The following is a 23,669-nucleotide window of genomic DNA, read 5'->3' as shown; positions in this document are numbered from 1 at the left end:
CCATGTTACGTACAATCAACTTCATGGGCGTTCGCAACGTTGCGTTCGGCTTCACCGTGCTCCTTACCGTTCTGGCGTTGTTCAGCTGGTTCCATAAGGGCCTGAACTACGGTCTGGACTTCACCGGCGGTACGCTCATCGAGCTGACCTACGAGAAGCCGGCCGATGTCACCCTGGTGCGTACCGAGCTGAGTCAGGCCGGTTACCACGAGGCTATCGTGCAGAGCTTCGGTGCAACCACCGACCTGCTGGTGCGTATGCCGGGCGAAGACCCGCAATTGGGTCACCAGGTAGCCGAGGCCTTGCAGAAGGTGGGTGGCGACAACCCGGCGACCGTCAAGCGCGTCGAGTTCGTGGGCCCGCAAGTGGGTGAAGAGCTGCGCGACCAGGGCGGCCTCGGCATGCTGATGGCGCTGGGCGGCATCCTGATCTACCTGGCTTTCCGCTTTCAGTGGAAGTTCGCGGTCGGCGCCATTGTGTCGCTGATCCACGACGTGGTGGTGACTGTGGGTATCCTGGCCTACTTCCAGATTACCTTCGACCTGACAGTGCTCGCGGCGGTGCTGGCGATCATTGGTTACTCCCTCAACGACACCATCGTGGTATTCGACCGGGTTCGTGAGAACTTCCGGGTGCTGCGCAAGGCGACGTTGATCGAGAACATCAACATCTCCACCACCCAGACCCTGCTGCGGACCATGGCGACCTCGATCTCCACCTTGCTGGCGATCACGGCGCTGATGGTATTTGGTGGTGATAACCTGTGGGGCTTCTCGCTGTCGCTGTTCATCGGCGTGCTGGCGGGTACTTACTCGTCGATCTACATCGCCAACGTGGTACTGATCTGGCTGAACCTCAACAGCGAAGACCTGATCCCTCCTGCCAGCACCGGCAAGGAGGTCGACGACCGCCCTTGATGGGCGATTGTTGATACGCTGTTACAAAGAAGGCGCGAGTATTGAACTCGCGCCTTTTTTTTTGCTCCAAGGCTGGGTATAGCGCGGATCGTTCGGTCCGTTTGTGATGGTCAGGAGGTTCACGTGAACAAGTCGTTACTGGTTGGTGCGGTATTGGGTGCTGTCGGTGTGACTGCCGGGGGTGCTGTTGCCACCTACAGCCTGGTAAAAAGCGGCCCTGAGTATGCGCAAGTGCTGGCGGTGCAGCCGGTGAAAACCCAGATTAAAACCCCGCGTCAGGTGTGCCATGACGTGGCGGTCACCCGGCAGAAGCCTGTGGAAGATCAGCATCAGATCATCGGTACGGTGGTGGGTGCGCTGGCTGGTGGCCTGTTGGGCAACCAGGTGGGTGGCGGTAATGGCAAGAAGCTGGCTACTGTGGCCGGTGCGGTGGGTGGCGGTTATGCGGGTAACAAGGTTCAGGAAGGTATGCAGAACCGCGATACCTACTCCACCACCCAGACTCGTTGTAACACCGTTAACGACATCAGCGACAAGGTTGTCGGGTACGACGTGCGTTACACCCTGGACGGCAAGGAAGGCTCCGTGCGCATGGATCGCGATCCGGGCAACCAGATCCCGGTCGACAAGGAAGGGCGTCTGGTTATCGGTCAGAACCAGCCGCAGCAGTAATTCCAGGCATAAAAAAGCACCCCGAGGGGTGCTTTTTTTTGCTCGCTCGCTTAGCGTTTCAGCGAAGCCGGCAGGTGCGGCTGGATCGCCGTCAGTACTGCCTTGAAGCATTTGGTGTTGCCGGCAACCACGTGGCCCTTCTCCAGGAAGTCGTGACCGCCCGTGAAGTCGCTCACCAGGCCGCCGGCTTCTTGAATCAGCAGTGCGCCTGCAGCCATGTCCCACTCAGACAGGCCCGACTCCCAGAATGCGTCAAAACGACCGGCAGCTACATAAGCCAGGTCCAGGCTGGCTGCACCGGCGCGGCGGATGCCGGCGGTCTGGCCAACCAGCGCGCGGAACATGCCCAGGTAGTTTTCCAGGTTGTCCATTTGGTCATCGCGGAACGGGAAGCCGGTACCCAGCAGGGCGCCGTCGAGGCTGGTGCGACCGCTCACGCGCAGGCGGCGACCGTTCAACTGGGCGCCACGGCCACGGCTGGCGGTGAATTCTTCCTGGCGAACCGGGTCCAGCACAACGGCGTGTTCCAGGCGGCCACGGTATTTGCAGGCAATGCTCACGGCAAAGTGCGGGATGCCGCGCAGGAAGTTGGTGGTGCCGTCCAGTGGGTCGATGATCCACAGGTAGTCTTCGCCTTCGCCGCTGCCTTTGTGCAGGCCGGTTTCTTCACCGAGAATGCCGTGGGTAGGGTAGGCCTTGCGCAGCGCGTCGATGATTTTCTGCTCGGCGGCGCGATCCACCTCGGATACGTAATCCTTGGCGTCTTTTTCGTCGACCTTGATGGTATCCAGGCGCTCGATGGAGCGGAAGATCAATTCACTGGCGCTGCGGGCGGCGCGCAGCGCGATATTCAGCATGGGCTGCATGGATGTGTCACCTAAGGTTGTTAAAGAAAGCCGAGCATTCTAGCAGAAACTTTCTTCAGGTGAAGGACGACGTTACCTTTCATGGCATAACCTTAGGCTGTTCTGTAAGATTTGCTCCCCTTTCCTGTGTCCGAGAGCGCCTCCCTTGCTGCAAAACATCCGTGTCGTCCTCGTCAATACCAGTCATCCCGGCAACATCGGCGGGGTGGCGCGAGCCATGAAGAACATGGGGCTGACGCGCCTGGTGCTGGTCGAGCCGCGTGTGTTTCCGCACCACGAAGCTGATGCCCGTGCGTCTGGCGCCAATGACATCCTTGAAAAGGCGCAAATCGTCGCCACTTTGGAAGATGCCTTGGTCGGCTGCAATCTGGTGCTTGGCACCAGTGCTCGAGACCGTCGTATTCCCTGGCCGCTGCTGGATCCTCGCGAATGCGGGACCAAAGTCGTGGAAGAGGCTGCTGGCGGCGCTGAAATTGCCTTGGTATTCGGTCGTGAAGACTCCGGCCTGACGAATGAAGAGCTGCAGCGATGTCATTATCACGTGCACATTCCATCAGACCCTGAGTTCAGTTCGCTGAACCTCGGGGCAGCGGTGCAGGTGCTGAGTTATGAAGTGCGCATGGCCTGGCTGGCTGCAGAGGGTCAGCCAAGCAAAGTGGAAAAGGACGAGGTCGCCTCGACCAAGAGTGGCGAGCTGGCCACCATGGATGAGCTGGAGCGGTTCTATGAGCACCTGGAGCAGACCCTGGTGGCCATCGAATTCCTCGATCCGGAAAAACCGCGGCACTTGATGGCGCGCCTGCGCCGGTTATACGGACGCAGCTCGGTCAGCCGGGCGGAAATGAATATATTGCGTGGCATCCTCACGGAAACCCAAAAAGCGGCCCGTGGCGAGCTTCTTAAGCGGAAGGATTAAAAATGTTCGAGCGTTTGCGAGAAGATATCCAGAGTGTTTTCCACCGTGACCCGGCGGCGCGCAACGCCTTTGAAGTGCTGACCTGCTACCCGGGCATGCACGCGATATGGATTCACCGCCTGTCTGGCGCCTTGTGGAATATGGGCTGGAAGTGGCTGGCGCGGCTGGTGTCGAACTTTGGCCGCTGGTTGACCGGGATCGAGATTCACCCGGGCGCCAAGGTCGGTCGTCGCTTCTTTATCGACCATGGCATGGGCATCGTTATTGGTGAGACCGCCGAGATTGGCGATGACGTAACCCTGTACCAGGGCGTGACCCTTGGTGGCACCACCTGGAACAAGGGCAAGCGCCACCCGACGCTGGAGGATGGTGTTGTGGTGGGGGCGGGCGCCAAGGTGCTCGGTCCGTTTACCGTCGGTGCGGGCGCCAAGGTCGGCTCCAATGCCGTGGTGACCAAGGCGGTGCCGCCCGGTGCAACCGTTGTCGGCATTCCGGGGCGGATCATCGTCAAGCCGGAAGTGGGTGATGAGCAGGAGGCCAAGCGCAAGGCCATGGCCGAGAAGATTGGCTTCGATGCCTATGGTGTCAGCGAAGACATGCCTGACCCGGTGGCGCGTGCCATTGGCCAGTTGCTGGACCACCTGCAAGCGGTGGACGGCAAGCTGGACGGTATGTGCGGTGCCTTGAAGGACTTGGGCAGCAACTACTGCGCCAAGGACCTGCCTGAGCTGCGCACGGAAGATTTCGCCGAGATCAAGGACGAAAGCGCTACCAAGGCCGGCTGACTCTTGAGCCGGTCGCGATCCCTGTGGGAGCTGGCTTGCCTGCGATGGCGGCGAGTCAGTGCCGGATAGGCTGGCTGGCAAACCGATATCGCAGGCAAGCCAGCTCCCACATTTGATCTCCATTGGTCTTGAGGCTGGGGGCTTGACCCTGTTCCCGCTGTTCCATCCGCCCCCGTCCTGCTATCATTCGCGCGCCCTTTTTACGGGTATTCCTGACTAAAGTACTAGGTCTTATAGTTGACTTAAATACTCGGGAATCGCATACTTGCTCCCATTCTGAAACACCTTGGTACTTGTCCATGAGACTGACTACAAAAGGCCGATACGCGGTGACCGCCATGCTTGACCTGGCCTTGCACGCGCAAAATGGGCCGGTGTCCCTGGCCGATATCTCCGAGCGCCAAGGCATTTCCCTGTCCTACCTCGAGCAGTTGTTCGCCAAGTTGCGCCGCAGCAATCTGGTTTCCAGCGTTCGTGGTCCAGGCGGCGGCTATCAACTGTCCCGCGACATGCAGGGCATCCAGGTGGCTCAGGTGATCGACGCGGTCAACGAATCCGTCGATGCCACCAAATGCCAGGGCCTGGGTGATTGCCACGCCGGCGACACCTGCCTCACGCACCACTTGTGGTGTGACTTGAGCCTGCAGATCCATGAGTTTTTGAGTGGTATCAGCTTGGCTGATCTTGTGACTCGCCGCGAGGTGCAAGAAGTAGCCCAGCGTCAGGACCAGCGCCGTTGTAACACCAAGGCGCCGCGTCTGGACAAGATTGAAGCGTCCGCCGTCGAGTGACAGCCGAAGAGCTAACGGCACGCCAGCCAGCCTGATTTAGGAGAAAGTCCATGAAATTGCCGATTTACCTTGATTACTCAGCGACCACCCCGGTTGATCCGCGTGTCGCGCAAAAGATGAGCGAGTGCCTGCTGGTTGACGGAAACTTCGGTAACCCGGCGTCCCGTTCCCACGTTTTTGGCTGGAAAGCTGAAGAGGCCGTGGAAAACGCTCGTCGCCAGGTCGCCGACCTGGTGAATGCCGATCCGCGTGAAATCGTCTGGACCTCCGGTGCCACCGAGTCCGACAACCTGGCAATCAAGGGTGCGGCGCATTTCTACGCAACCAAAGGCAAGCACCTGATCACCACCAAGATTGAGCACAAGGCTGTCCTCGACACCATGCGCCAACTGGAGCGTGAAGGTTTTGAGATCACCTACCTCGAGCCAACCACCGACGGTATCGTGACCCCTGCGATGATCGAAGCGGCGATGCGTGACGACACCATCCTGGTTTCCGTCATCCACGTGAACAACGAAATCGGCACTATCAACGACATCGCCGCCATCGGCGAGCTGACCCGCTCCAAGGGCGTGTTGCTGCACGTCGACGCGGCTCAGTCCACCGGCAAGGTCGACATCGACCTGTCGAAACTGAAAGTCGACCTGATGTCGTTCTCTGCCCACAAGACCTACGGTCCCAAAGGTATCGGCGCTCTCTACGTGAGCCGCAAGCCTCGGGTACGTATCGAAGCCACCATGCACGGCGGCGGTCACGAGCGCGGCATGCGTTCGGGCACCCTGGCGACCCACCAGATCGTCGGCATCGGTGAAGCATTCCGTGTAGCCAAGGAAGACATGGCTGCCGAAAACGTGCGCATCAAGGCCCTGAGCGACCGCTTCTACAAGCAGGTCGAGCACCTTGAAGAGCTGTACGTCAACGGCAGCATGACCGCCCGTGTACCGCACAACCTGAATTTGAGCTTCAACTATGTCGAAGGCGAGTCGCTGATCATGGCGCTCAAGGACCTGGCGGTTTCGTCCGGTTCGGCCTGCACCTCGGCTTCCCTTGAGCCGTCCTACGTCCTGCGCGCCCTGGGCCGCAACGACGAACTGGCTCACAGCTCGATCCGCTTTACGTTCGGCCGTTTCACCACCGAAGAAGAAGTCGACTACGCCGCGCAGAAAGTCTGCGAGGCCGTCACCAAGCTGCGTACCTTGTCGCCTCTGTGGGACATGTACAAAGACGGTGTCGATATTTCCAAGATCGAGTGGGCGGCACACTAACTATAGAAGCCGCCACCCAAAAGGCTCTGTAAAGACGTGGCGGAAAACGCAGGCGTGTTTACAGGGTTCCAGAGCGGCCCTGATGAGTGAGGATTCAGTACCATGGCTTACAGCGAAAAGGTCATCGACCACTACGAAAACCCGCGCAACGTCGGCAAGATGAACGCGGAAGACCCTGATGTCGGCACCGGCATGGTCGGCGCTCCGGCGTGCGGCGACGTGATGCGCCTGCAGATCAAGGTCAACGAAGCTGGCGTTATCGAAGACGCCAAGTTCAAGACTTACGGTTGCGGTTCGGCCATCGCCTCCAGCTCCCTGGCGACCGAATGGATGAAAGGCAAGACCCTGGATGAGGCTGTGACTATCAGCAACACCCAGCTGGCCGAAGAACTGGCTTTGCCGCCAGTGAAAATCCACTGCTCGGTACTCGCAGAAGACGCCATCAAGGCGGCGGTTCGCGACTACAAGCAGAAGAAAGGCTTGATCTAAGCATTTGGCGACGAGTAAGGAGTCACGATGGCTATCAGCATGACAGAAGCGGCTGCGCAGCACATTCGCCGCTCCCTGAATGGGCGCGGTAAAGGTGAGGGGATTCGTCTGGGTGTTCGCACCACGGGCTGTTCCGGCCTTGCCTACGTGCTGGAGTTTGTCGACGAGGTGGTCGAGGAAGATCAGGTGTTCGAAAGTCACGGCGAGAAAGTGATCATCGACCCGAAAAGCCTGACCTACCTGGACGGCACCGAACTCGATTTCGTCAAGGAAGGGTTGAACGAAGGCTTCAAGTTCAACAACCCCAACGTACGCGGTGAATGTGGCTGCGGCGAAAGCTTCAACATCTGAGGCTGATTGTGGGTACTCCTTGTCATTTCGCTTTGTTCGAGCTGCAGCCGAGTTTTCGACTGGACCTTGAACAGCTTGCCACGCGCTACCGTGAACTGGCGCGTGGGGTGCATCCGGACCGCTTTGCTGACGCTTCCGAGCGTGAGCAGCGCTTGGCGCTGGAGCAATCAGCCAGCCTCAATGAAGCCTATCAGACGCTCAAGAACCCTCCCAAACGCGCGCGCTACCTGCTCGCCATGGGCGGTCGCGAGCTGCCGCTTGAAGTCACGGTCCAGGACCCTGATTTCCTGATGCAGCAGATGCAATGGCGCGAAGAGCTCGAAGACCTGCAGGACGAGGCCGATCTGGCCGGAGTCGCAGTCTTCAAGCGTCGTCTGAAAGTAGCCCAGGATGAACTCAACGAAAGCTTCGCAGCCTGTTGGGATGATGCAGCGCAACGTGAACAGGCCGAACGCCTGATGCGGCGCATGCAGTTCCTCGACAAGCTCACCTACGAAGTGCGCCAGTTAGAAGAGCGCCTCGACGATTAACCCAGTGCCGCCCAGGTTGCACGCCTGATATACAGATAAGTCCTGATTACCATGGCCCTACTGCAGATCGCCGAACCCGGTCAAAGTCCTCAACCGCACCAGCGTCGTCTGGCGGTCGGGATTGACTTGGGCACTACCAATTCGCTGGTCGCTGCGCTGCGCAGCGGTCTTTCCGAGCCGCTGCCCGACGCCGATGGCCAGGTCATCCTGCCGTCTGCCGTGCGCTATCACGCTGACCGCACTGAAGTGGGCGAGTCGGCCAAGCTGGCGGCCTCTACCGATCCTCTGAACACCGTGCTGTCGGTCAAGCGCTTGATGGGTCGTGGTCTGTCCGACGTCAAGCAACTGGGCGATCAGCTGCCGTACCGTTTTGTCGGTGGCGAATCCCATATGCCGTTCATCGACACCGTCCAGGGCCCGAAAAGCCCGGTGGAAGTGTCGGCCGATATCCTCAAGGTGCTGCGCCAGCGTGCAGAAACCACCTTGGGTGGCGAGCTGGTGGGGGCGGTGATTACGGTTCCTGCGTATTTCGATGACGCTCAGCGCCAGGCCACCAAGGATGCGGCGAAATTGGCCGGCCTGAACGTGCTGCGCCTGCTCAACGAGCCAACCGCTGCGGCCGTGGCTTATGGCCTGGATCAGCACGCCGAAGGCCTGGTGGCGATTTACGACCTGGGCGGCGGCACCTTTGATATTTCGATTCTGCGCCTGACCGGCGGCGTCTTCGAAGTGCTGGCCACCGGTGGCGACACGGCCCTGGGCGGCGATGACTTCGATCACGCCATCGCGGGTTGGATCATTACCAGTGCCGGCTTGTCTGCCGACCTGGACCCGGGCGCGCAACGGAACCTGCTGCAGACCGCCTGCGCTGCCAAAGAGGCTCTGACTGACGCTGCGTCGGTTGAAGTTTCCTACGGTAGTTGGTCTGCTCAACTGACCCGCGAAGCCTTTGATTCGTTGATCGAGCCGATGGTCGCCCGCAGCCTGAAAGCCTGCCGCCGTGCGGTGCGTGACTCCGGTATCGAGCTGGAAGACGTGGCCGCCGTGGTCATGGTCGGCGGTTCGACCCGCGTGCCGCGTGTCCGTGAGGCCGTTGCCGAGGCCTTTGGCCGTCAACCGCTGACTGAAATTGACCCGGATCAGGTGGTGGCCATTGGTGCCGCGATCCAGGCCGATACCCTCGCCGGTAACAAGCGCGACGGTGGCGAACTGCTTCTGCTCGACGTGATTCCGTTGTCCCTTGGGCTGGAAACCATGGGCGGCCTGATGGAGAAGGTGATTCCACGCAACACCACCATCCCCGTTGCCCGTGCCCAGGATTTCACTACGTACAAAGATGGCCAGACAGCCATGATGATTCATGTGCTGCAAGGCGAGCGGGAGCTGATCAGCGACTGCCGGTCCCTGGCGCGCTTCGAATTGCGCGGCATTCCGGCGATGGTGGCCGGTGCGGCGAAGATTCGCGTGACCTTCCAGGTCGACGCCGATGGCTTGCTCAGCGTGGCTGCGCGCGAATTGGCCTCTGGCGTTGAAGCCAGCATCCAGGTCAAACCGTCCTACGGCCTGACCGACGGCGAAATCGCCAAGATGCTCAAGGATTCGTTCCAGTACGCCGGTGACGACAAGGTCGCTCGCGTATTGCGTGAGCAACAAGTCGATGCCCAGCGTCTGCTCGAAGCCGTGCAGGGCGCCCTTGAAGCTGACGGCGAGCGGCTGCTGGATGCCGAAGAGCGCATGGTCATTGACCTGCAGATGCAGGAATTGGCTGAACTGATGAAAGGCACCGATGGTTACGCCATCGAGCAACAGACCAAGCGCCTGTCGCAAGTGACCGATGCCTTTGCCGCCCGCCGTATGGACCAGTCGGTAAAAGCCGCCCTGGCGGGTCGCAACTTGAATGAACTTGAGGGTTAACTGATGCCGCAGATCATTTTTCTGCCACACGCCGAGCATTGCCCGGACGGTATGGTTGTGGAGGCTGAGACCGGCAAGTCCATTCTCGAAGTCGCTCACGACAACCACATCGAGATCGAAAGCGCCTGCGGCGGCGTCAACGCCTGCACCACCTGTCACTGCGTGATCCGTGAAGGTTTCAATAGCCTGGAAGAGGCTGATGAGCTGGAAGAGGACTATCTTGATAGGGCGTGGGGGCTGGAGCCGACATCGCGCTTGAGCTGTCAGGCAAAAGTGGGAACAGAAGACCTTACCGTCGAGATTCCGAAGTATTCGCTCAACCATGCCGCTGAAGCGCCGCACTGATTCAAGGAAGTGTCATGAGTCTTAAATGGGTTGATGTACAAGATATCGCTATCCTGCTGGCCGATGGTCACCCGGACGTGAACCCTTATTCACTGAACTTTGTAGCTTTGCGTGACATGGTCATGGCCTTGCCAGGGTTCGAGGATGATCGGGAACGCGGCGGTGAAAAGGTTCTTGAAGCTATTCAGACTGCCTGGAAAGAAGAGCAGGACTGAAGCCTCCCTTACGCAGTTAGGCAATACCCAAGAACCCGCGTATAATTCGCGGGTTTAATTTTTCGCAAATTACCGTTTCTGGAGTTACACCATGGCTGTTCAACGTACTTTCTCCATCATCAAGCCTGACGCTGTTGCAAAAAACGTCATCGGCGAGATCACCACTCGTTTCGAAAAAGCCGGCCTGAAGGTTGTAGCTTCGAAACTCAAGCAACTGTCCAAAGCTGAAGCTGAAGGCTTCTACGCTGAGCACAGCGCTCGTGGTTTCTTCGGCGACCTGGTTGCCTTCATGATCTCCGGTCCTGTTGTTGTTCAGGTTCTGGAAGGCGAAAACGCTATCGCTCTGAACCGCGAACTGATGGGCGCTACCAACCCTAAAGAAGCTGCTGCCGGTACCATCCGCGCTGACTTCGCTGAATCGATCGACGCCAACGCCGTTCACGGTTCGGACTCCGAAGCCGCTGCTGCCCGCGAAATCTCGTACTTTTTCGCTGCTACTGAAGTAACCGCTCGCTAAGCATTGGCTTAAAAGAGCGAAGGTGAATCCATGACTACATTGACTGCAAAAACCAACCTGCTGGGTCTGACTCAACAGGAAATGGAAAAATTCTTCGACTCAATCGGGGAGAAGCGTTTTCGTGCCGCTCAGGTAATGAAGTGGATTCACCATCTTGGCGTCGATGATTTCGACGCCATGACGAACGTCAGCAAGGCCCTGCGCGACAAGCTCAAGGCCATTGCCGAAGTTCGCGGCCCCGAAGTGGTCAGCGAGGACATCTCCACCGACGGCACCCGTAAATGGGTGGTGCGCGTGGCGTCCGGCAGCTGCGTCGAGACCGTTTACATCCCCCAGGGCAAGCGCGGCACATTGTGCGTTTCGTCCCAGGCAGGCTGTGCCCTGGATTGCAGTTTCTGCTCCACCGGCAAGCAAGGTTTCAACAGCAACCTCACCGCCGCCGAAGTCATCGGCCAGGTGTGGATTGCCAATAAATCGTTCGGCAGCATCCCGGCGACCGCCGACCGTGCCATCACCAACGTGGTGATGATGGGCATGGGCGAGCCGCTGCTGAACTTCGACAACGTGGTTGCGGCCATGCACCTGATGATGGACGACCTGGGCTACGGCATCTCCAAGCGCCGTGTGACCCTGTCGACCTCCGGCGTGGTACCGATGATCGATGAGCTGGCCAAGCACATCGACGTCTCACTGGCGTTGTCGCTGCACGCACCGAATGACGCATTGCGTAACCAATTGGTGCCGATCAACAAGAAGTATCCGCTTAAGATGCTGCTCGAATCTTGCCAGCGCTACATGGCGACGTTGGGCGAAAAGCGCGTGTTGACCATTGAGTACACCATGCTCAAGGACATCAACGACAAGGTCGAGCACGCTGTCGAGATGATCGAGCTGCTCAAGAATGTACCGTGCAAGATCAACCTGATTCCGTTCAACCCGTTTCCCCATTCTGGCTACGAGCGGCCGAGCAACAACGCCATCCGCCGTTTCCAGGATCAACTGCACCATGCAGGCTTCAATGTCACCGTACGCACCACCCGCGGCGAAGACATCGATGCGGCATGTGGCCAATTGGTAGGACAGGTGCTGGATCGCACCCGTCGCAGCGAACGTTATATCGCCGTGCGTGAATTGAGTGCCGCCGACGATATGCCGCAAAGCGCCGCGACTCGAACCTGAGAGAGGATCTCTATGCCCTTGCGCCTTGCGCTGCTTTTGTTTGTTGCCAGCCTTGCGGCTGGCTGTGTTTCATCGGGCCATGACAGCCCGTTGCAAACCGGCAAGGGCCGTGACGAAGCGCGTGCTGCCTATGTGCAGCTGGGCCTGGGGTACTTGCAGCAAGGGCTGGCCGAGCAAGCCAAGGTGCCGCTGAAGAAGGCCCTTGAGCTGGATGGCAGCGACGCCGACGCCAATGCTGCATTGGCCCTGGTGTTTCAGGCCCAGGCTGAGCCCGAACTGGCCGATCACTATTTCCACAAGGCCCTGGCCACACGTCCTGGCGACCCGAGGCTGCTGAACAATTACGGCAGTTTTTTGTTTGCGCAGAAGCGTTATGACCAGGCGTCCGAATATTTCCAGCAGGCTGCGGCCGATACCCTCTATCCTGAGCGCTCGCGGGTTTTCGAGAACCTTGGGGTGACCTCGATGCGCCTCGGCCAGCGCGACACCGCCCGCCAGCAACTGGAAAAAGCCCTGCACCTGAACCAGCGCCAGCCACGAGCGTTGCTCGAAATGGCTGAGTTGTCCTTCGAAGACAGGCATTATGTGCCGGCACGTGACTATTACGAGCGTTTTAGCCTGCTGAGCGGGCAAAATGCACGTAGTCTATTGCTCGGTGTGCGCCTGGCGACGGTTCATGAAGAACGCGACAAGGCCGCACGTTTTGGCCAGCAACTCGAACGACTCTATCCCGGTACGCCGGAATATCAGCAATACCTGTCGGAGCAATGATGAAAGCGGCGCACCCGGAAGTTGTAGCAGCTAATCGTGGAAACCCAGGCGAGACCTTGCGTCAGGCCCGCGAAAGCAATGGTTGGTCGCTGGCAGAAGTGGCCCTCAAGCTCAATTTGACCACGACTTCATTGGGCAACCTTGAAGCTGGCGCGTTCGACAAGCTGCCAGGGCACACCTTCGCCCGCGGCTATATCCGCGCCTACGCCAAGTTGCTCGGTATCGACCAGGCTGCGCTGGTCCAGGAATTCGACCAGATCACCGGTACCGATTCCCAGGGCAGCAATGTGCATGGCCTGGGCCGCATTGAAGAGCCTGTGCGGGTTTCCCACACTATTTTGCGGATTGTCAGCCTGTTGCTGCTGATCGCGGTGATCGGCGGTGGCTTTGTGTGGTGGCAGGACCAGACCGCCCAGCGCGGCAAGGACCTGTCCAGCAACGCCATGGAGCACGTCGAAGTCGAAAGCGCCGACGGCACCACCCAGATTCATCCGCTGGACGAGCCGGAAGACCAGGCCGTAGCCCAGGGCCAGGCGGCGCCTGAGGCAGCGCCTGGCGCCGAGCAGCCTGCGCCGCAAGCAGGTACTGCCCCCGCAGAGGCTCCCGTCGCACCCGCTCCAGCGGTTGCAGCGACGCCTGCTGCACCGGTTCATACGCCCGCAGCCCCGGCGCAGGCTCCGGCGACAACCGCTCCGGTTGCCCCTGCAGCTCCGGCGATGTCCGCGCCGACCACTCCGGCGCTTATCGCCGGGGATGGTCGTGTACAAATTACCTACGTGGCTGACTGCTGGACTCAAGTCAGCGACGGCAACGGCAAGGTGCTGTTCAGCGGTCTGAAGCGTAAGGGAGATACGCTCGACCAAGGCGGCAAGCCTCCTCTGACGCTGCGTCTGGGCTTTGCCCGTGGCGCGCAAGTGGCCTACAACGGCCAGCCTGTGGACGTGGCGCCGTTCACCAGTGGCGAGACTGCTCGCCTGAAGTTGGGACAATAAAGTCATGCACGGCGAATCTCCAATCAAACGTCGCGTATCGCGCAAGATCTGGGTCGGCTCGGTGCCAGTGGGTGGCGATGCCCCCATCGCGGTACAGAGCATGACCAACAGCGACACCAATGATGTCGCAGCCACTGTTGCCCAGATCAATCGTCTGGAAGCGGCCGGCGTCGACATCGTGCGAGTGTCCGTACCGGATATGGATGCTGCCGAAGCCTTTGGCCGCATCAAGCAACTGGTCAAGGTACCGCTGGTCGCCGATATCCACTTCGACTACAAGATCGCCTTGCGCGTGGCCGAGCTGGGCGTCGATTGCCTGCGGATCAACCCGGGCAACATCGGTCGTGAAGACCGGGTTCGCGCCGTGGTGGATGCCGCCCGCGATCGCGGGATTCCAATCCGCATCGGCGTCAACGCCGGTTCCCTGGAAAAAGACCTGCAAAAGAAATACGGCGAGCCGACTCCGGCCGCACTGGTGGAGTCCGCATTGCGCCACGTTGAGCACCTTGAGCGCCTGAATTTCCAGGACTTCAAGGTCAGCGTAAAGGCTTCCGACGTGTTCATGGCGGTAGAAGCCTACCGCCTGCTGGCCAAGGAAATCGTCCAGCCATTGCACCTGGGTATCACCGAAGCCGGCGGTTTACGCTCAGGCACAGTGAAATCTGCGGTGGGTCTCGGTATGCTGCTGGCCGACGGGATTGGCGATACTATTCGCATCTCCCTCGCGGCAGACCCGGTAGAGGAAGTGAAAGTCGGTTACGACATTCTCAAATCCCTGCATTTGCGTTCCCGTGGCATCAACTTCATTGCCTGCCCGAGCTGCTCGCGGCAGAACTTTGACGTGGTGAAAACCATGAACGAGCTGGAAGTACGCCTCGAAGACCTGCTGGTGCCGCTGGATGTTGCGGTGATCGGTTGTGTGGTCAACGGGCCGGGTGAGGCCAAAGAAGCCCATGTGGGCCTGACCGGTGGTACGCCAAACCTGATTTACATCGACGGCAAACCGTCGCAGAAATTGACGAATGACAATCTGGTGGATGAGCTGGAACGGCTGATCCGCCAGAAAGCGGCCGAAAAGGTTGCGGCTGACGCAGCGCTGATCGCGCGCGGCTAAGAACGAATTTAAGGATTTGATGTGAGCAAGTCTCTGCAAGCCATTCGTGGCATGAACGACATCCTGCCTGAGCAGACGCCCCTGTGGCGCTACTTCGAGGGCACTGTCGCGCGCCTGCTGGATAACTACGGTTACAAGCAGATCCGCATGCCGATCGTTGAGTTCACCGAGCTGTTCAAGCGCTCCATCGGCGAAGTGACCGACATCGTCGAAAAAGAGATGTACACCTTCGAAGACCGCAACGGCGACTCCCTGACCCTGCGTCCGGAAGGCACTGCCGCGTGCGTGCGGGCGGTGCTCGAGCATGGCCTCACCGGCGGTGGCCAGCCGCAGAAGCTCTGGTACATCGGCCCGATGTTCCGCCACGAGCGTCCGCAAAAGGGTCGTTATCGCCAGTTTCACCAGATCGGCCTGGAAGTGTTCAACCTCGACGGTCCGGACATCGACGCCGAGCTGATCGTGCTCACCTGGCGCCTGTGGGGCATGCTGGGCATCCGTGACGCAGTCAAGCTTGAGCTCAACAGCCTGGGCACCAGCGAATCCCGGGGTCGCTACCGCGAAGCCCTGGTGGAATTCCTGTCGGCCCACCTGGACAAACTGGACGAAGACAGCCAGCGTCGCCTGAAAACCAACCCGCTGCGGGTACTGGACACCAAGAGCGCCGAGACCCAGGCCGTGCTCGTGGACGCGCCGAAAATGGCCGACTACCTGGACGACGAGTCCCGTATCCACTTCGAAGGCCTCAAGGCTCGCCTGGATGCAGCCGGTATTCCTTACGTCATCAACCCGAAACTGGTGCGTGGCCTCGATTACTACAGCAAGACCGTGTTCGAGTGGGTCACCGACAAGCTCGGTGCCCAGGGCACCGTGTGTGCCGGTGGCCGTTACGACGGCCTGGTCGAGCAGATGGGCGGCAAGCCGACCACCGGCGTTGGTTTCGCGATGGGCATCGAGCGGCTGATCCTGCTGCTGGAAACCCTGGAGCAGGTCCCCGAAGAAATCTCCCGTCAGGTGGACGTGTACTTCTGTGCCTTTGGCGAGGCGGCCGAACTGGCAGCCCTGCAACTGAGCGAGAAGCTGCGCGATCAACTGCCGAACCTGCGCCTGCAAGTCAATGCCGGCGCCGGCAGCTTCAAAAGCCAGTTCAAGAAAGCCGACAAGAGCGGTGCGTTGTTTGCACTGATCCTGGGTGATGATGAGTTGGCCCAGCAAGTGGTAAGTTTCAAACCCCTGCGTGGTCAGGGTGAACAACAAAGCATTGCCTTTGATGCGCTTGCAGCGCACCTGGCCACCTGCATCGTGCAGGGTTGAAGCTGTCAAACAGCCGATTTAGCGATTAAGGAGTATTGGGGTGTCGAGTACTGATGATGACCAGCTGGCCGAGTTCAAAGACTGGTGGCAGCGCAACGGCAAGCCCCTGGTCACTGGCGGTTTGCTGGCTTTAGTAGTGGTGTTCGGCTGGCAAGCCTGGCACAAGTATCAGGCTAACCAGTCGCAAGGCGCCTCGATTATCTATCAGCAATTGCTGGAAACCACGCTGACGCCAAACGGCAAGCCGGACCTCGCCCAAGTGGCAGACCTGGCCGGCAAGCTGAAGAGCGAATTCGGCGGTAGCACCTACGCGCAATACGGCAGCCTGTTCGTCGCAAAAGTTGCGGTCGATAACGGCAAGCTGGATGACGCAGCCTCCGAGCTGAAAGCCATCACCGACAAGCCGGCCAACCCGACACTGGGTGAAATCGCACGTCAGCGTCTGGCTCAGGTACTGGCGGCACAGAACAAGGCTGACGATGCACTGAAACTGCTCGACGGCGATGCTGACAAGGCATTCCTGGCTACTCGTGAAGAGCTCAAGGGCGACCTGCTGGTCCAATTGGGTCGTACCGACGAAGCCAATGCTGCGTACCAAAAAGCCAAGGCGGCGCTGTCTGATGAAGCGGCGGTCGGTGGCTTACAAATCAAGCTCGACGACTTGGCCAAAGGGGATGCGTGACGTGATCCGTTGGAAACATGCAGCATTGCTGGCTCTGGCCGTTTTGGCCGCGGGTTGCAGCAGCAACAGCAAAAAAGAACTGCCTCCGGCCGAGCTGACCAGCTTCAAGGAAGAAGTGGTCCTGCAAAAGCAGTGGAGCCGCTCCATTGGTGACGGTCAGGGCGATCTGTACAACCTGATGGTCCCGGCGATCGACGGTGACACCATCTTCGCCGCTGACTCCACCGGCGTTGTGGTCTCCATGGATCGCATGAACGGCGACGTCAAATGGAAGAAAGACCTCGAACTGCCTGTGTCCGGCGCCGTTGGCGTGGGTTCCGGCCTGGTGCTGCTCGGCACGCTGAAAGGCGATGTCGTGGCACTGGATTCGAGCACCGGTGAAGAGAAATGGCGCGCTCGCGTGACCAGTGAAGTGCTCTCGCCGCCGGCTACCAACGGTGACATCGTTGTCGTCCAGACCCAGGATGACCGTGTGATCGGCCTCGACGCCGCCACCGGTAACCAGCGCTGGTTGTATGACAGCACGCCGGCGGTCCTGACCTTGCGCGGTACCAGCGGTCCGGTTGTGACGAGCAACCTGGCACTGGCAGGCCTGTCGACCGGTAAAGTGGTCGCCCTGGACACCCAGAACGGCGTGCCGGCCTGGGAAACACGGGTCGCGATTCCTCAGGGTCGCTCCGAGCTTGATCGTGTAGTGGATATCGACGGTGGCCTGCTGCTGTCGGGTGAAACCCTCTACGTCGCCACCTATCAGGGCCGTGTCGCGGCGCTGGACCTGCAAAGCGGCCGGATCAACTGGCAGCGTGATGCTTCCAGCTACGCCGGTGTCGCCCAAGGGTTTGGCAGCGTCTACGTAAGCCTGGCGTCCGGCACCGTTGAAAGTGTCGACGAGCGTTCCACCACTGCATTGTGGAGCAACGATTCCCTGGCTCGCCGTCAGTTGTCGGCACCGGAAGTGTTCTCCAGCTACGTAGCGGTAGGCGACTTTGAAGGTTACCTGCACCTGCTGAGCCAGGTGGACGGTCGCTTCGTAGGGCGCGAGCGCATCGACAGCGACGGCCTGCGTGCTCGTCCGTTGGTGGTGGGTAACATGCTTTACGTGTATGGCAACAGCGGCAAACTGGAAGCGCTGACCATCAAGTAAGAACTATGCTTGGGGGGCTAACCCTCAGGCAGCTTCACCTGTAGGAGCAAGCTTGCTCGCGAAAATCGTCAACGATAACGCGTGCAGTCAGGATAAACGCGGTGCTTTTGCGTTTTTCGCGAGCAAGCTCGCTCCTACAGTCGAGCACCAGCCGCTGCCTTGCAGCGGCTTTTGTATTTTCTGAAATAACGAAGTGGAGAGCCGCATGGTTCCCGTAATCGCCCTGGTGGGCCGACCGAACGTCGGCAAGTCCACCTTGTTCAACCGCCTGACCAGGACTCGCGACGCCATTGTCGGCGACTTGTCCGGTCTGACCCGTGATCGCCAATACGGTGAGGCAAAGTGGCAAGGGCGCTCCTACATTATTGTCGACACCGGTGGTATCTCCGGTGACGAGCATGGCATGGACGAAAAGATGGCCGAGCAGTCACTGCTGGCCATTGAAGAAGCTGATGTCGTGTTGTTCCTGGTGGACGCCCGCGCGGGCTACACCGCTGCTGACCAAATGATTGGCGAGCACCTGCGCAAGCGCAACAAGCGTTCCTACGTGGTGGCCAACAAGATCGATAACATCGATCCTGAAATGGCCCGCGCCGAATTCAGCCCGATGGGCCTGGGCGACGCGATCCCGATCGCCGGTGCTCACGGTCGCGGCATCACCCAGATGCTGGAAATCGCCCTGCGCGACTTCCCGCGTGATGACGTGGATGAAGTCGAAGGCGAAGAAGAGATCGTTGCCGAAGGCGAGGAAGCCAAGCGCATTCCTGGCCCAAGCGAAAAAGACGGTATCAAGATCGCGATCATCGGCCGCCCGAACGTGGGCAAGTCGACCCTGGTCAACCGCATGCTCGGTGAAGACCGGGTTATCGTCTATGACGAACCCGGTACCACCCGCGACAGTATCTACATCCCGTTCGAGCGTAACGACGAGAAGTACACGCTGATCGACACCGCCGGTGTGCGCAAGCGCGGCAAGATCCACGAGGAAGTTGAAAAGTTCTCCGTGGTCAAAACCCTGCAGGCGATCAAAGACGCCAACGTGGTGATCTTCGTCATGGACGCCCGCGAAGGCGTGGTAGACCACGACCTGAACCTGCTGGGCTTTGCCCTGGAAGCCGGTCGCGCCCTGGTGATTGCGATCAACAAGTGGGACGGCATGACGCCGAGCGAGCGCGATTTCGTCAAGATCGAGCTGCAGCGTCGGCTGTTCTTCGTCGAGTTCGCCGATATCCACTTTATCTCGGCACTGCACGGTACCGGCGTGGGCAACCTCTACGCTTCGGTGCAGAACTCGTTCAAATCCGCGGTTACCCGCTGGCCGACCAACCGCCTGACCCAGATTCTTGAAGATGCGGTCAGCGAGCACGCGCCACCGATGGTCAACAACCGTCGGATCAAGCTGCGTTACGCGCACTTGGGGGGTGCCAACCCGCCGATTATCGTGATCCACGGTAACCAGCTGGAGAAAGTGCCGAAGTCCTACGTGCGTTACCTCGAAAACACCTACCGCCGTGTCTTGAAACTGGTCGGTACGCCGATCCGTATCGAATTCAAGGGTGGCGAGAACCCGTACGAAGGCAACAAAAACAGCCTCACCGACCGCCAGGTCAACAAAAAGCGCCGGATGATGACGCACCACAAGAAAGCCGACAAAAAGCGCCGCGACAAGCGCTGATCCTGATCGGTTGAAAAAGGGCTCTTCAAGAGCCCTTTTTTTGTGCCTGGCGGTTGACCCTTCGTGGCATGCAGCTTAAAACTTGGGGCTCACCGCAAGGGGCGCACCGATGATCACCAGCAAGTTGCCGAATGTCGGCACCACCATTTTCACCACCATGTCGCAACTCGCCGCCGATACCGGTGCGCTCAACCTGTCCCAAGGCTTTCCCGACTTCAATGGGCCCCAGGGTTTGCTCGATGGGGTGGGCAGGCACATTAGCCTCGGCCATAACCAGTACGCGCCCATGACCGGCCTGCCAGTACTGCGCCAGCAAGTGGCAGCCAAGATCGCCCGCAGCTATGGCGCCACGGTGAATGCCGACAGCGAAGTGACCATCACCCCTGGTGCCACTGAGGCGATCTTCTGTGCGATCCAGGCGGTGATCCGCAGCGGTGATGAAGTCATTGTGTTTGACCCAGCCTACGACAGCTATGAGCCTTCGGTGGAACTGGCGGGCGGTCGCTGCGTGCATGTGCAGTTGGGCCTGCATGACTTCGCCCTGGACTTCGAGCGACTGCGCGCGGCGCTGTCACCGCGCACCCGCATGATCATCCTCAACAGCCCCCACAACCCTACAGGCGCCCTGATCAGTCGTGCCGAACTGGACCAGTTGGCTGAGTTGATCCGCGACCGTGATATCTACCTGGTCAGTGACGAGGTCTACGAACACCTGGTATTCGACGGTATGCCCCACGTCAGCGTGCTGGCGCACGAAGAGTTGTACCAGCGCGCCTTCGTGGTCAGCTCCTTCGGCAAGACCTACCACGTCACCGGCTGGAAAACCGGCTACGTGATCGCGCCACCGGCCCTCAGCGCCGAGCTGCGCAAGGTGCATCAATATGTCAACTTCTGCGGCGTGACGCCGTTGCAGTACGCTTTGGCAGACTTCATGGCCGAACACCCGGAACACGTCGAGGAGCTGCCGGCTTTCTATCAAGCCAAGCGCGACCTGTTCTGCGACCTGCTGGAACCGTCGCGTTTCAGCTTTACCCGGGTGGCCGGCACTTACTTTCAACTGGTGGATTACTCACAGATTCGCCCGGACCTGGATGACGTCGCCATGTCGATGTGGATGACCCGCGAACATGGCGTGGCGGCCATACCGGTCTCGGTGTTCTACCAGAACCCACCGCAAGGCCAGCGCCTGGTGCGCTTGTGCTTTGCCAAACGCGAGGAGACGCTGCGCGAAGCAGCCGAGAAACTATGCGTGATCTGAGTGCACTGCCCAACCTGAACATTGCCCTGGTGCAAACCACCCTGGCCTGGCACGACCGCCAGGCCAACCTGGAGCATTTTGAACTGCTGCTGGAACAGGCAAGCGGCGCCGACCTGATCGTGCTGCCGGAGATGTTCACCACCGGTTTCTCGATGGAGTCGGAAACCCTCGCCGAACCTGAAAACGGTCCCACCCATCAATGGCTGCAGGCTCAGGCGAAAAAGTACAACGCCGTGATCACCGGCAGCGTGATCATCCAGGCGGCTGACCGCAGCCACCGCAATCGCCTGCTGTGGGCGCGCCCGGATGGCGAGGTGCTGCACTACGACAAACGCCACCTGTTCCGCATGGCCGGTGAACACGACCACTACACCCCCGGCGAGCGCCAGGTGCAGTTCGAACTCAAGGGTTGGCGGATTCGTCCGTTGATCTGCTACGACCTGCGCTTCCCGGTGTGGAGCCGTGATGCCCAGGACACTGACCTGTTGCTGTACACCGCCAACTGGCCGGGTGCACGGCGTCAGCACTGGAACCGCCTGCTGCCGGCCCGGGCCATCGAAAACCTGTGCTACGTGGCGGCGGTGAATCGGGTGGGCACCGACGGGAAAGGTTTTGCCTACACCGGCGACAGCCAGGTCCTGGACTTCCAGGGAGAAAGCCTGCTGAGCGCGGGGGAGGCGGACGGGGTGTTCCAGGTGTGCCTGGATGCCTCGGAACTGGCGGCGTACCGCACACGCTTTCCGGCGAACCTGGATGCGGACAGCTTCGAGTTCACCTGAAGGACCTCCATCGCCAGGGAGATCGCTATCGCGGGCAAGCCCGGCTCCCACAGTTGATCTGAGTTGTCTGGAGGAATGCATTCCCCTGTGGGAGCCGGGCTTGCCCGCGAAGATGCCCTGACAGTCACCACAAATTTCGAACTCCACAAAAAAGGCCCCTGGATTCGCATCCCGGGGCCTTTTGCATTTCAGCGGTCAGTAGTTACGCCGCCTTGGCTTCCTGATGGCTCAACGAGCGATTCAGTGCACTGAACACCGCCTTGAAGCTCGCCGTGGTGATGTTTTCATCAATACCCACGCCGTGCACCGGACGTTCACCGTTCACCCGCAGCTCAATGTAAGCGGCAGCCTTGGCATTGGTACCGGCGCCAATCGCGTGTTCGTTGTAGTCCATGATCTCCACACCAATCGGCAGGCCGGCCACCAGCGCTTCCAGGGCGCCGTTGCCTTTACCGTGCCAGCGCAGGTTGGTTTCGCCCTGGCCCTTGCCGGAAACTTCAACTTCAACCGAGCTGTTGCCGTTCTCTTCCTGCAAGCGATGGCTGACCAGCGCGTAAGGAATGTTGGCTTGCAGGTATTCACGCTGCAACAAGCTGTAGATCTGTGCGGCCGTCATCTCCAGGCCCACACGGTCGGTTTCGGCCTGTACCACCTGGCTGAATTCGATCTGCATGCGGCGCGGCAAGCTGATGCCGTATTCCTGCTCCAGCAGGTAGGCGATGCCGCCTTTGCCCGACTGGCTGTTGACGCGAATCACCGCTTCGTAGCTGCGGCCGATGTCGGCCGGGTCGATCGGCAAGTACGGCACTTCCCACAAGGCGTCGTCTTTCTGTTGGGTGAAGCCTTTGCGGATCGCGTCCTGGTGGGAGCCGGAGAACGCGGTGTGCACCAGGTCGCCGACGTATGGGTGACGCGGGTGCACCGGGATCTGGTTGCACTCTTCGACGACCTTGCGCACGCCGTCGATGTCGGAAAAGTCCAACTGAGGGTCCAGGCCCTGGGTGTACATGTTCAAGGCCACGGTCACCAGGTCAACGTTACCGGTACGCTCGCCGTTGCCGAAGAGGCAGCCTTCGACACGGTCGGCACCGGCCATCAGGCCCAACTCGGTGGCGGCAACGCCAGTGCCACGGTCGTTGTGGGTGTGCAGGCTGATGATCACGCTGTCACGGCGGTTGATATGGCGACCGAACCACTCGATCTGGTCGGCATAGATGTTCGGGGTGGCGCATTCAACGGTGGCCGGCAGGTTGAGGATCACCTTGTGCTCGGGCGTCGGGTTCCAGACCTCGATCACCGCGTCACAGACCTCCTTGGCGAACTCCAGCTCAGTGGCGCTGAAGGTTTCTGGCGAGTACTCGAAGGTCCACTGGGTTTCCGGCTGCTGGGCGGCGTATTTGACGAACAGCTTGGCCGCGTTGACTGCGATGGCCTTGATCCCGTCCTTGTCCTGGTTGAACACGATGCGGCGGAACGACGGCGAGGTGGCGTTGTACAAGTGAACGATGGCTTTCTTGGCGCCGCGCAGGGATTCGAAGGTGCGCGCGATCAAGTCCTCACGGCCCTGGGTCAGCACCTGGATGGTGGTGTCCTCGGGGATGTGGTTGTCTTCGATCAGGGTGCGCACGAAGTCGAAGTCGGTTTGCGATGCAGCCGGGAATGACGCCTCGATTTCCTTCACGCCCACCGACACCAGGGTTTTCCAGAAGCGCAGCTTTTTCACTGCGTCCATCGGTTCGATCAGCGACTGGTTGCCGTCGCGCAAGTCGGAACTGCACCAGATCGGCGCGGCGGTGATGGTCTTCGACGGCCAGGTGCGGTCCGGGATATCAATGGTCGGAAACGCGCGGTACTTCGAAGACGGGTCTTTGAGCATGCTCATCGGGAAATCCTTTGTTTAAGGGCCGAGAAAAGGCGGCCTGCCGTAAAACTGTTATTGGGGATAAAGCAAAAGACGAGGCAGATCGATTCAGCCTGGCAGTCGTGCGCTGACGAGGCACAAGCTGCGGTGCTGGCGGAGCTGAATGAGGGTGTGAGAGGTTTTCATAGGTCCAACCCTAACCGCCGGGGTGAAAGATGGCAAGCAGTCGGAAAAAATTGAGAGAAGTTCTGCTATTGGCGCAGGAAACGAGATTTTATGGTTGGGAATTGTGCTCGGGGTTGTTTAGATTGCGCACCCGTTGCCGCGTGC

The 23,669-nt window shown here is 59.8% G+C and carries 25 protein-coding genes; 23 read left to right on the top strand and 2 right to left on the bottom strand.

Annotated elements, in window-relative coordinates:
• The first annotated feature begins 2 nt into the window (after positions 1-2).
• Both secF and HX855_RS12730 read left to right on the top strand, forming a co-directional pair.
• Positions 3-917, top strand: coding sequence for a protein translocase subunit SecF (gene secF, locus HX855_RS12735; protein WP_177083512.1), 915 nt, complete (start codon positions 3-5; stop codon positions 915-917).
• A gap of 123 nt (positions 918-1,040) precedes the next feature.
• Positions 1,041-1,589: a glycine zipper 2TM domain-containing protein gene (locus tag HX855_RS12730; protein ID WP_177083513.1), complete on the top strand. Its 549-nt coding sequence runs from the start codon at positions 1,041-1,043 to the stop codon at positions 1,587-1,589.
• 50 nt (positions 1,590-1,639) lie between these two features.
• On the opposite strand, the gene suhB is transcribed toward HX855_RS12730, so the two are convergent.
• Entirely contained in the window at positions 1,640-2,455 is an 816-nt protein-coding gene (suhB, locus tag HX855_RS12725; protein WP_003175971.1) for an inositol-phosphate phosphatase, read from the bottom strand.
• Between the two features lie 145 nt (positions 2,456-2,600).
• Between suhB and trmJ the strand changes: the two genes are divergently transcribed.
• The 21 genes from trmJ to HX855_RS12620 all read left to right on the top strand — a co-directional run bounded on the left by trmJ (position 2,601) and on the right by HX855_RS12620 (position 21,478).
• Positions 2,601-3,371, top strand: a complete 771-nt coding sequence (gene trmJ / locus HX855_RS12720; protein ID WP_124418419.1) for a tRNA (cytosine(32)/uridine(32)-2'-O)-methyltransferase TrmJ — start codon at positions 2,601-2,603, stop codon at positions 3,369-3,371.
• A 2-nt stretch (positions 3,372-3,373) separates the two neighbouring features.
• Complete coding sequence (gene cysE / locus HX855_RS12715) at positions 3,374-4,156, top strand: serine O-acetyltransferase (RefSeq protein WP_177083514.1); 783 nt, start codon at positions 3,374-3,376, stop codon at positions 4,154-4,156.
• Between the two features lie 299 nt (positions 4,157-4,455).
• Positions 4,456-4,947: a Fe-S cluster assembly transcriptional regulator IscR gene (gene iscR, locus HX855_RS12710; protein ID WP_003210305.1), complete on the top strand. Its 492-nt coding sequence runs from the start codon at positions 4,456-4,458 to the stop codon at positions 4,945-4,947.
• Between the two features lie 50 nt (positions 4,948-4,997).
• A complete protein-coding gene (locus HX855_RS12705; protein ID WP_177083515.1) occupies positions 4,998-6,212 on the top strand; it encodes an IscS subfamily cysteine desulfurase in 1,215 nt (404 codons plus the stop codon).
• A gap of 102 nt (positions 6,213-6,314) precedes the next feature.
• Entirely contained in the window at positions 6,315-6,701 is a 387-nt protein-coding gene (gene iscU / locus HX855_RS12700; RefSeq protein ID WP_003209682.1) for a Fe-S cluster assembly scaffold IscU, read from the top strand.
• Positions 6,702-6,728: 27 nt separating this feature from the next.
• The gene (gene iscA, locus HX855_RS12695) at positions 6,729-7,052 is read left to right on the top strand and encodes an iron-sulfur cluster assembly protein IscA (protein WP_003209680.1); all 324 of its coding nucleotides are present in this window, start codon (positions 6,729-6,731) and stop codon (positions 7,050-7,052) included.
• Positions 7,053-7,060: 8 nt separating this feature from the next.
• Positions 7,061-7,582, top strand: coding sequence for a co-chaperone HscB (gene hscB, locus HX855_RS12690; protein ID WP_177083624.1), 522 nt, complete (start codon positions 7,061-7,063; stop codon positions 7,580-7,582).
• A gap of 51 nt (positions 7,583-7,633) precedes the next feature.
• Positions 7,634-9,496 carry a Fe-S protein assembly chaperone HscA gene (gene hscA, locus HX855_RS12685; RefSeq protein ID WP_177083516.1) on the top strand — a complete coding sequence of 621 codons (1,863 nt, stop codon included), beginning with the start codon at positions 7,634-7,636 and terminating at the stop codon, positions 9,494-9,496.
• A gap of 3 nt (positions 9,497-9,499) precedes the next feature.
• Positions 9,500-9,841: an ISC system 2Fe-2S type ferredoxin gene (gene fdx / locus HX855_RS12680; protein WP_177083517.1), complete on the top strand. Its 342-nt coding sequence runs from the start codon at positions 9,500-9,502 to the stop codon at positions 9,839-9,841.
• 14 nt (positions 9,842-9,855) lie between these two features.
• Positions 9,856-10,056, top strand: a complete 201-nt coding sequence (gene iscX / locus HX855_RS12675) for a Fe-S cluster assembly protein IscX (protein ID WP_177047060.1) — start codon at positions 9,856-9,858, stop codon at positions 10,054-10,056.
• A 91-nt stretch (positions 10,057-10,147) separates the two neighbouring features.
• Positions 10,148-10,573: a nucleoside-diphosphate kinase gene (ndk, locus tag HX855_RS12670; RefSeq protein WP_003175956.1), complete on the top strand. Its 426-nt coding sequence runs from the start codon at positions 10,148-10,150 to the stop codon at positions 10,571-10,573.
• Between the two features lie 30 nt (positions 10,574-10,603).
• Positions 10,604-11,752, top strand: coding sequence for a 23S rRNA (adenine(2503)-C(2))-methyltransferase RlmN (rlmN, locus tag HX855_RS12665; RefSeq protein WP_003209670.1), 1,149 nt, complete (start codon positions 10,604-10,606; stop codon positions 11,750-11,752).
• A 12-nt stretch (positions 11,753-11,764) separates the two neighbouring features.
• Positions 11,765-12,523 carry a type IV pilus biogenesis/stability protein PilW gene (gene pilW, locus HX855_RS12660; RefSeq protein WP_177083518.1) on the top strand — a complete coding sequence of 253 codons (759 nt, stop codon included), beginning with the start codon at positions 11,765-11,767 and terminating at the stop codon, positions 12,521-12,523.
• Positions 12,523-13,515, top strand: coding sequence for a RodZ family helix-turn-helix domain-containing protein (locus HX855_RS12655; protein ID WP_177083520.1), 993 nt, complete (start codon positions 12,523-12,525; stop codon positions 13,513-13,515). The genes pilW and HX855_RS12655 overlap by 1 nt, the downstream gene beginning before the upstream one ends.
• A gap of 4 nt (positions 13,516-13,519) precedes the next feature.
• A complete protein-coding gene (gene ispG / locus HX855_RS12650) occupies positions 13,520-14,629 on the top strand; it encodes a flavodoxin-dependent (E)-4-hydroxy-3-methylbut-2-enyl-diphosphate synthase (RefSeq protein ID WP_017478664.1) in 1,110 nt (369 codons plus the stop codon).
• A 21-nt stretch (positions 14,630-14,650) separates the two neighbouring features.
• Positions 14,651-15,940, top strand: a complete 1,290-nt coding sequence (gene hisS, locus HX855_RS12645; RefSeq protein WP_177083522.1) for a histidine--tRNA ligase — start codon at positions 14,651-14,653, stop codon at positions 15,938-15,940.
• Between the two features lie 40 nt (positions 15,941-15,980).
• Positions 15,981-16,622 (top strand): tetratricopeptide repeat protein, encoded by a 642-nt coding sequence (locus HX855_RS12640; RefSeq protein ID WP_010176862.1) that lies wholly within the window; start codon positions 15,981-15,983, stop codon positions 16,620-16,622.
• Entirely contained in the window at positions 16,615-17,766 is a 1,152-nt protein-coding gene (gene bamB, locus HX855_RS12635) for an outer membrane protein assembly factor BamB (protein WP_177083524.1), read from the top strand. The genes HX855_RS12640 and bamB overlap by 8 nt, the downstream gene beginning before the upstream one ends.
• A 205-nt stretch (positions 17,767-17,971) precedes the next feature.
• Positions 17,972-19,441 (top strand): ribosome biogenesis GTPase Der, encoded by a 1,470-nt coding sequence (gene der / locus HX855_RS12630; RefSeq protein WP_088423691.1) that lies wholly within the window; start codon positions 17,972-17,974, stop codon positions 19,439-19,441.
• Between the two features lie 109 nt (positions 19,442-19,550).
• On the top strand, positions 19,551-20,699 hold the full coding sequence (locus HX855_RS12625) for a pyridoxal phosphate-dependent aminotransferase (RefSeq protein WP_177083526.1): 1,149 nt from the start codon (positions 19,551-19,553) through the stop codon (positions 20,697-20,699).
• Entirely contained in the window at positions 20,687-21,478 is a 792-nt protein-coding gene (locus tag HX855_RS12620; protein WP_177083529.1) for an amidohydrolase, read from the top strand. The genes HX855_RS12625 and HX855_RS12620 overlap by 13 nt, the downstream gene beginning before the upstream one ends.
• A gap of 202 nt (positions 21,479-21,680) precedes the next feature.
• Here HX855_RS12620 and leuA read toward each other — a convergent pair whose 3' ends face one another.
• Positions 21,681-23,360 (bottom strand): 2-isopropylmalate synthase, encoded by a 1,680-nt coding sequence (leuA, locus tag HX855_RS12615; protein WP_177083531.1) that lies wholly within the window; start codon positions 23,358-23,360, stop codon positions 21,681-21,683.
• Positions 23,361-23,669: the final 309 nt, after the last annotated feature.

The organism is Pseudomonas sp. IPO3778 (genome assembly GCF_013386825.1).
Lineage (GTDB): Bacteria > Pseudomonadota > Gammaproteobacteria > Pseudomonadales > Pseudomonadaceae > Aquipseudomonas.
This window is presented reverse-complemented; position numbering and strand designations above follow the sequence as displayed.

What these genes read in the sequence shown, in the direction of transcription:
- secF (WP_177083512.1), top strand. Translation starts at nt 3, where the DNA reads ATGTTACGTACAATCAACTTCATGGGCGTTCGCAACGTTGCGTTCGGC.
- suhB (WP_003175971.1), bottom strand. Translation starts at nt 2,455, where the DNA reads ATGCAGCCCATGCTGAATATCGCGCTGCGCGCCGCCCGCAGCGCCAGT.
- cysE (WP_177083514.1), top strand. Translation starts at nt 3,374, where the DNA reads ATGTTCGAGCGTTTGCGAGAAGATATCCAGAGTGTTTTCCACCGTGAC.
- iscR (WP_003210305.1), top strand. Translation starts at nt 4,456, where the DNA reads ATGAGACTGACTACAAAAGGCCGATACGCGGTGACCGCCATGCTTGAC.
- HX855_RS12705 (WP_177083515.1), top strand. Translation starts at nt 4,998, where the DNA reads ATGAAATTGCCGATTTACCTTGATTACTCAGCGACCACCCCGGTTGAT.
- iscU (WP_003209682.1), top strand. Translation starts at nt 6,315, where the DNA reads ATGGCTTACAGCGAAAAGGTCATCGACCACTACGAAAACCCGCGCAAC.
- iscA (WP_003209680.1), top strand. Translation starts at nt 6,729, where the DNA reads ATGGCTATCAGCATGACAGAAGCGGCTGCGCAGCACATTCGCCGCTCC.
- hscA (WP_177083516.1), top strand. Translation starts at nt 7,634, where the DNA reads ATGGCCCTACTGCAGATCGCCGAACCCGGTCAAAGTCCTCAACCGCAC.
- fdx (WP_177083517.1), top strand. Translation starts at nt 9,500, where the DNA reads ATGCCGCAGATCATTTTTCTGCCACACGCCGAGCATTGCCCGGACGGT.
- iscX (WP_177047060.1), top strand. Translation starts at nt 9,856, where the DNA reads ATGAGTCTTAAATGGGTTGATGTACAAGATATCGCTATCCTGCTGGCC.
- ndk (WP_003175956.1), top strand. Translation starts at nt 10,148, where the DNA reads ATGGCTGTTCAACGTACTTTCTCCATCATCAAGCCTGACGCTGTTGCA.
- rlmN (WP_003209670.1), top strand. Translation starts at nt 10,604, where the DNA reads ATGACTACATTGACTGCAAAAACCAACCTGCTGGGTCTGACTCAACAG.
- pilW (WP_177083518.1), top strand. Translation starts at nt 11,765, where the DNA reads ATGCCCTTGCGCCTTGCGCTGCTTTTGTTTGTTGCCAGCCTTGCGGCT.
- HX855_RS12655 (WP_177083520.1), top strand. Translation starts at nt 12,523, where the DNA reads ATGAAAGCGGCGCACCCGGAAGTTGTAGCAGCTAATCGTGGAAACCCA.
- ispG (WP_017478664.1), top strand. Translation starts at nt 13,520, where the DNA reads ATGCACGGCGAATCTCCAATCAAACGTCGCGTATCGCGCAAGATCTGG.
- bamB (WP_177083524.1), top strand. Translation starts at nt 16,615, where the DNA reads ATGCGTGACGTGATCCGTTGGAAACATGCAGCATTGCTGGCTCTGGCC.
- der (WP_088423691.1), top strand. Translation starts at nt 17,972, where the DNA reads ATGGTTCCCGTAATCGCCCTGGTGGGCCGACCGAACGTCGGCAAGTCC.
- HX855_RS12625 (WP_177083526.1), top strand. Translation starts at nt 19,551, where the DNA reads ATGATCACCAGCAAGTTGCCGAATGTCGGCACCACCATTTTCACCACC.
- HX855_RS12620 (WP_177083529.1), top strand. Translation starts at nt 20,687, where the DNA reads ATGCGTGATCTGAGTGCACTGCCCAACCTGAACATTGCCCTGGTGCAA.
- leuA (WP_177083531.1), bottom strand. Translation starts at nt 23,360, where the DNA reads ATGAGCATGCTCAAAGACCCGTCTTCGAAGTACCGCGCGTTTCCGACC.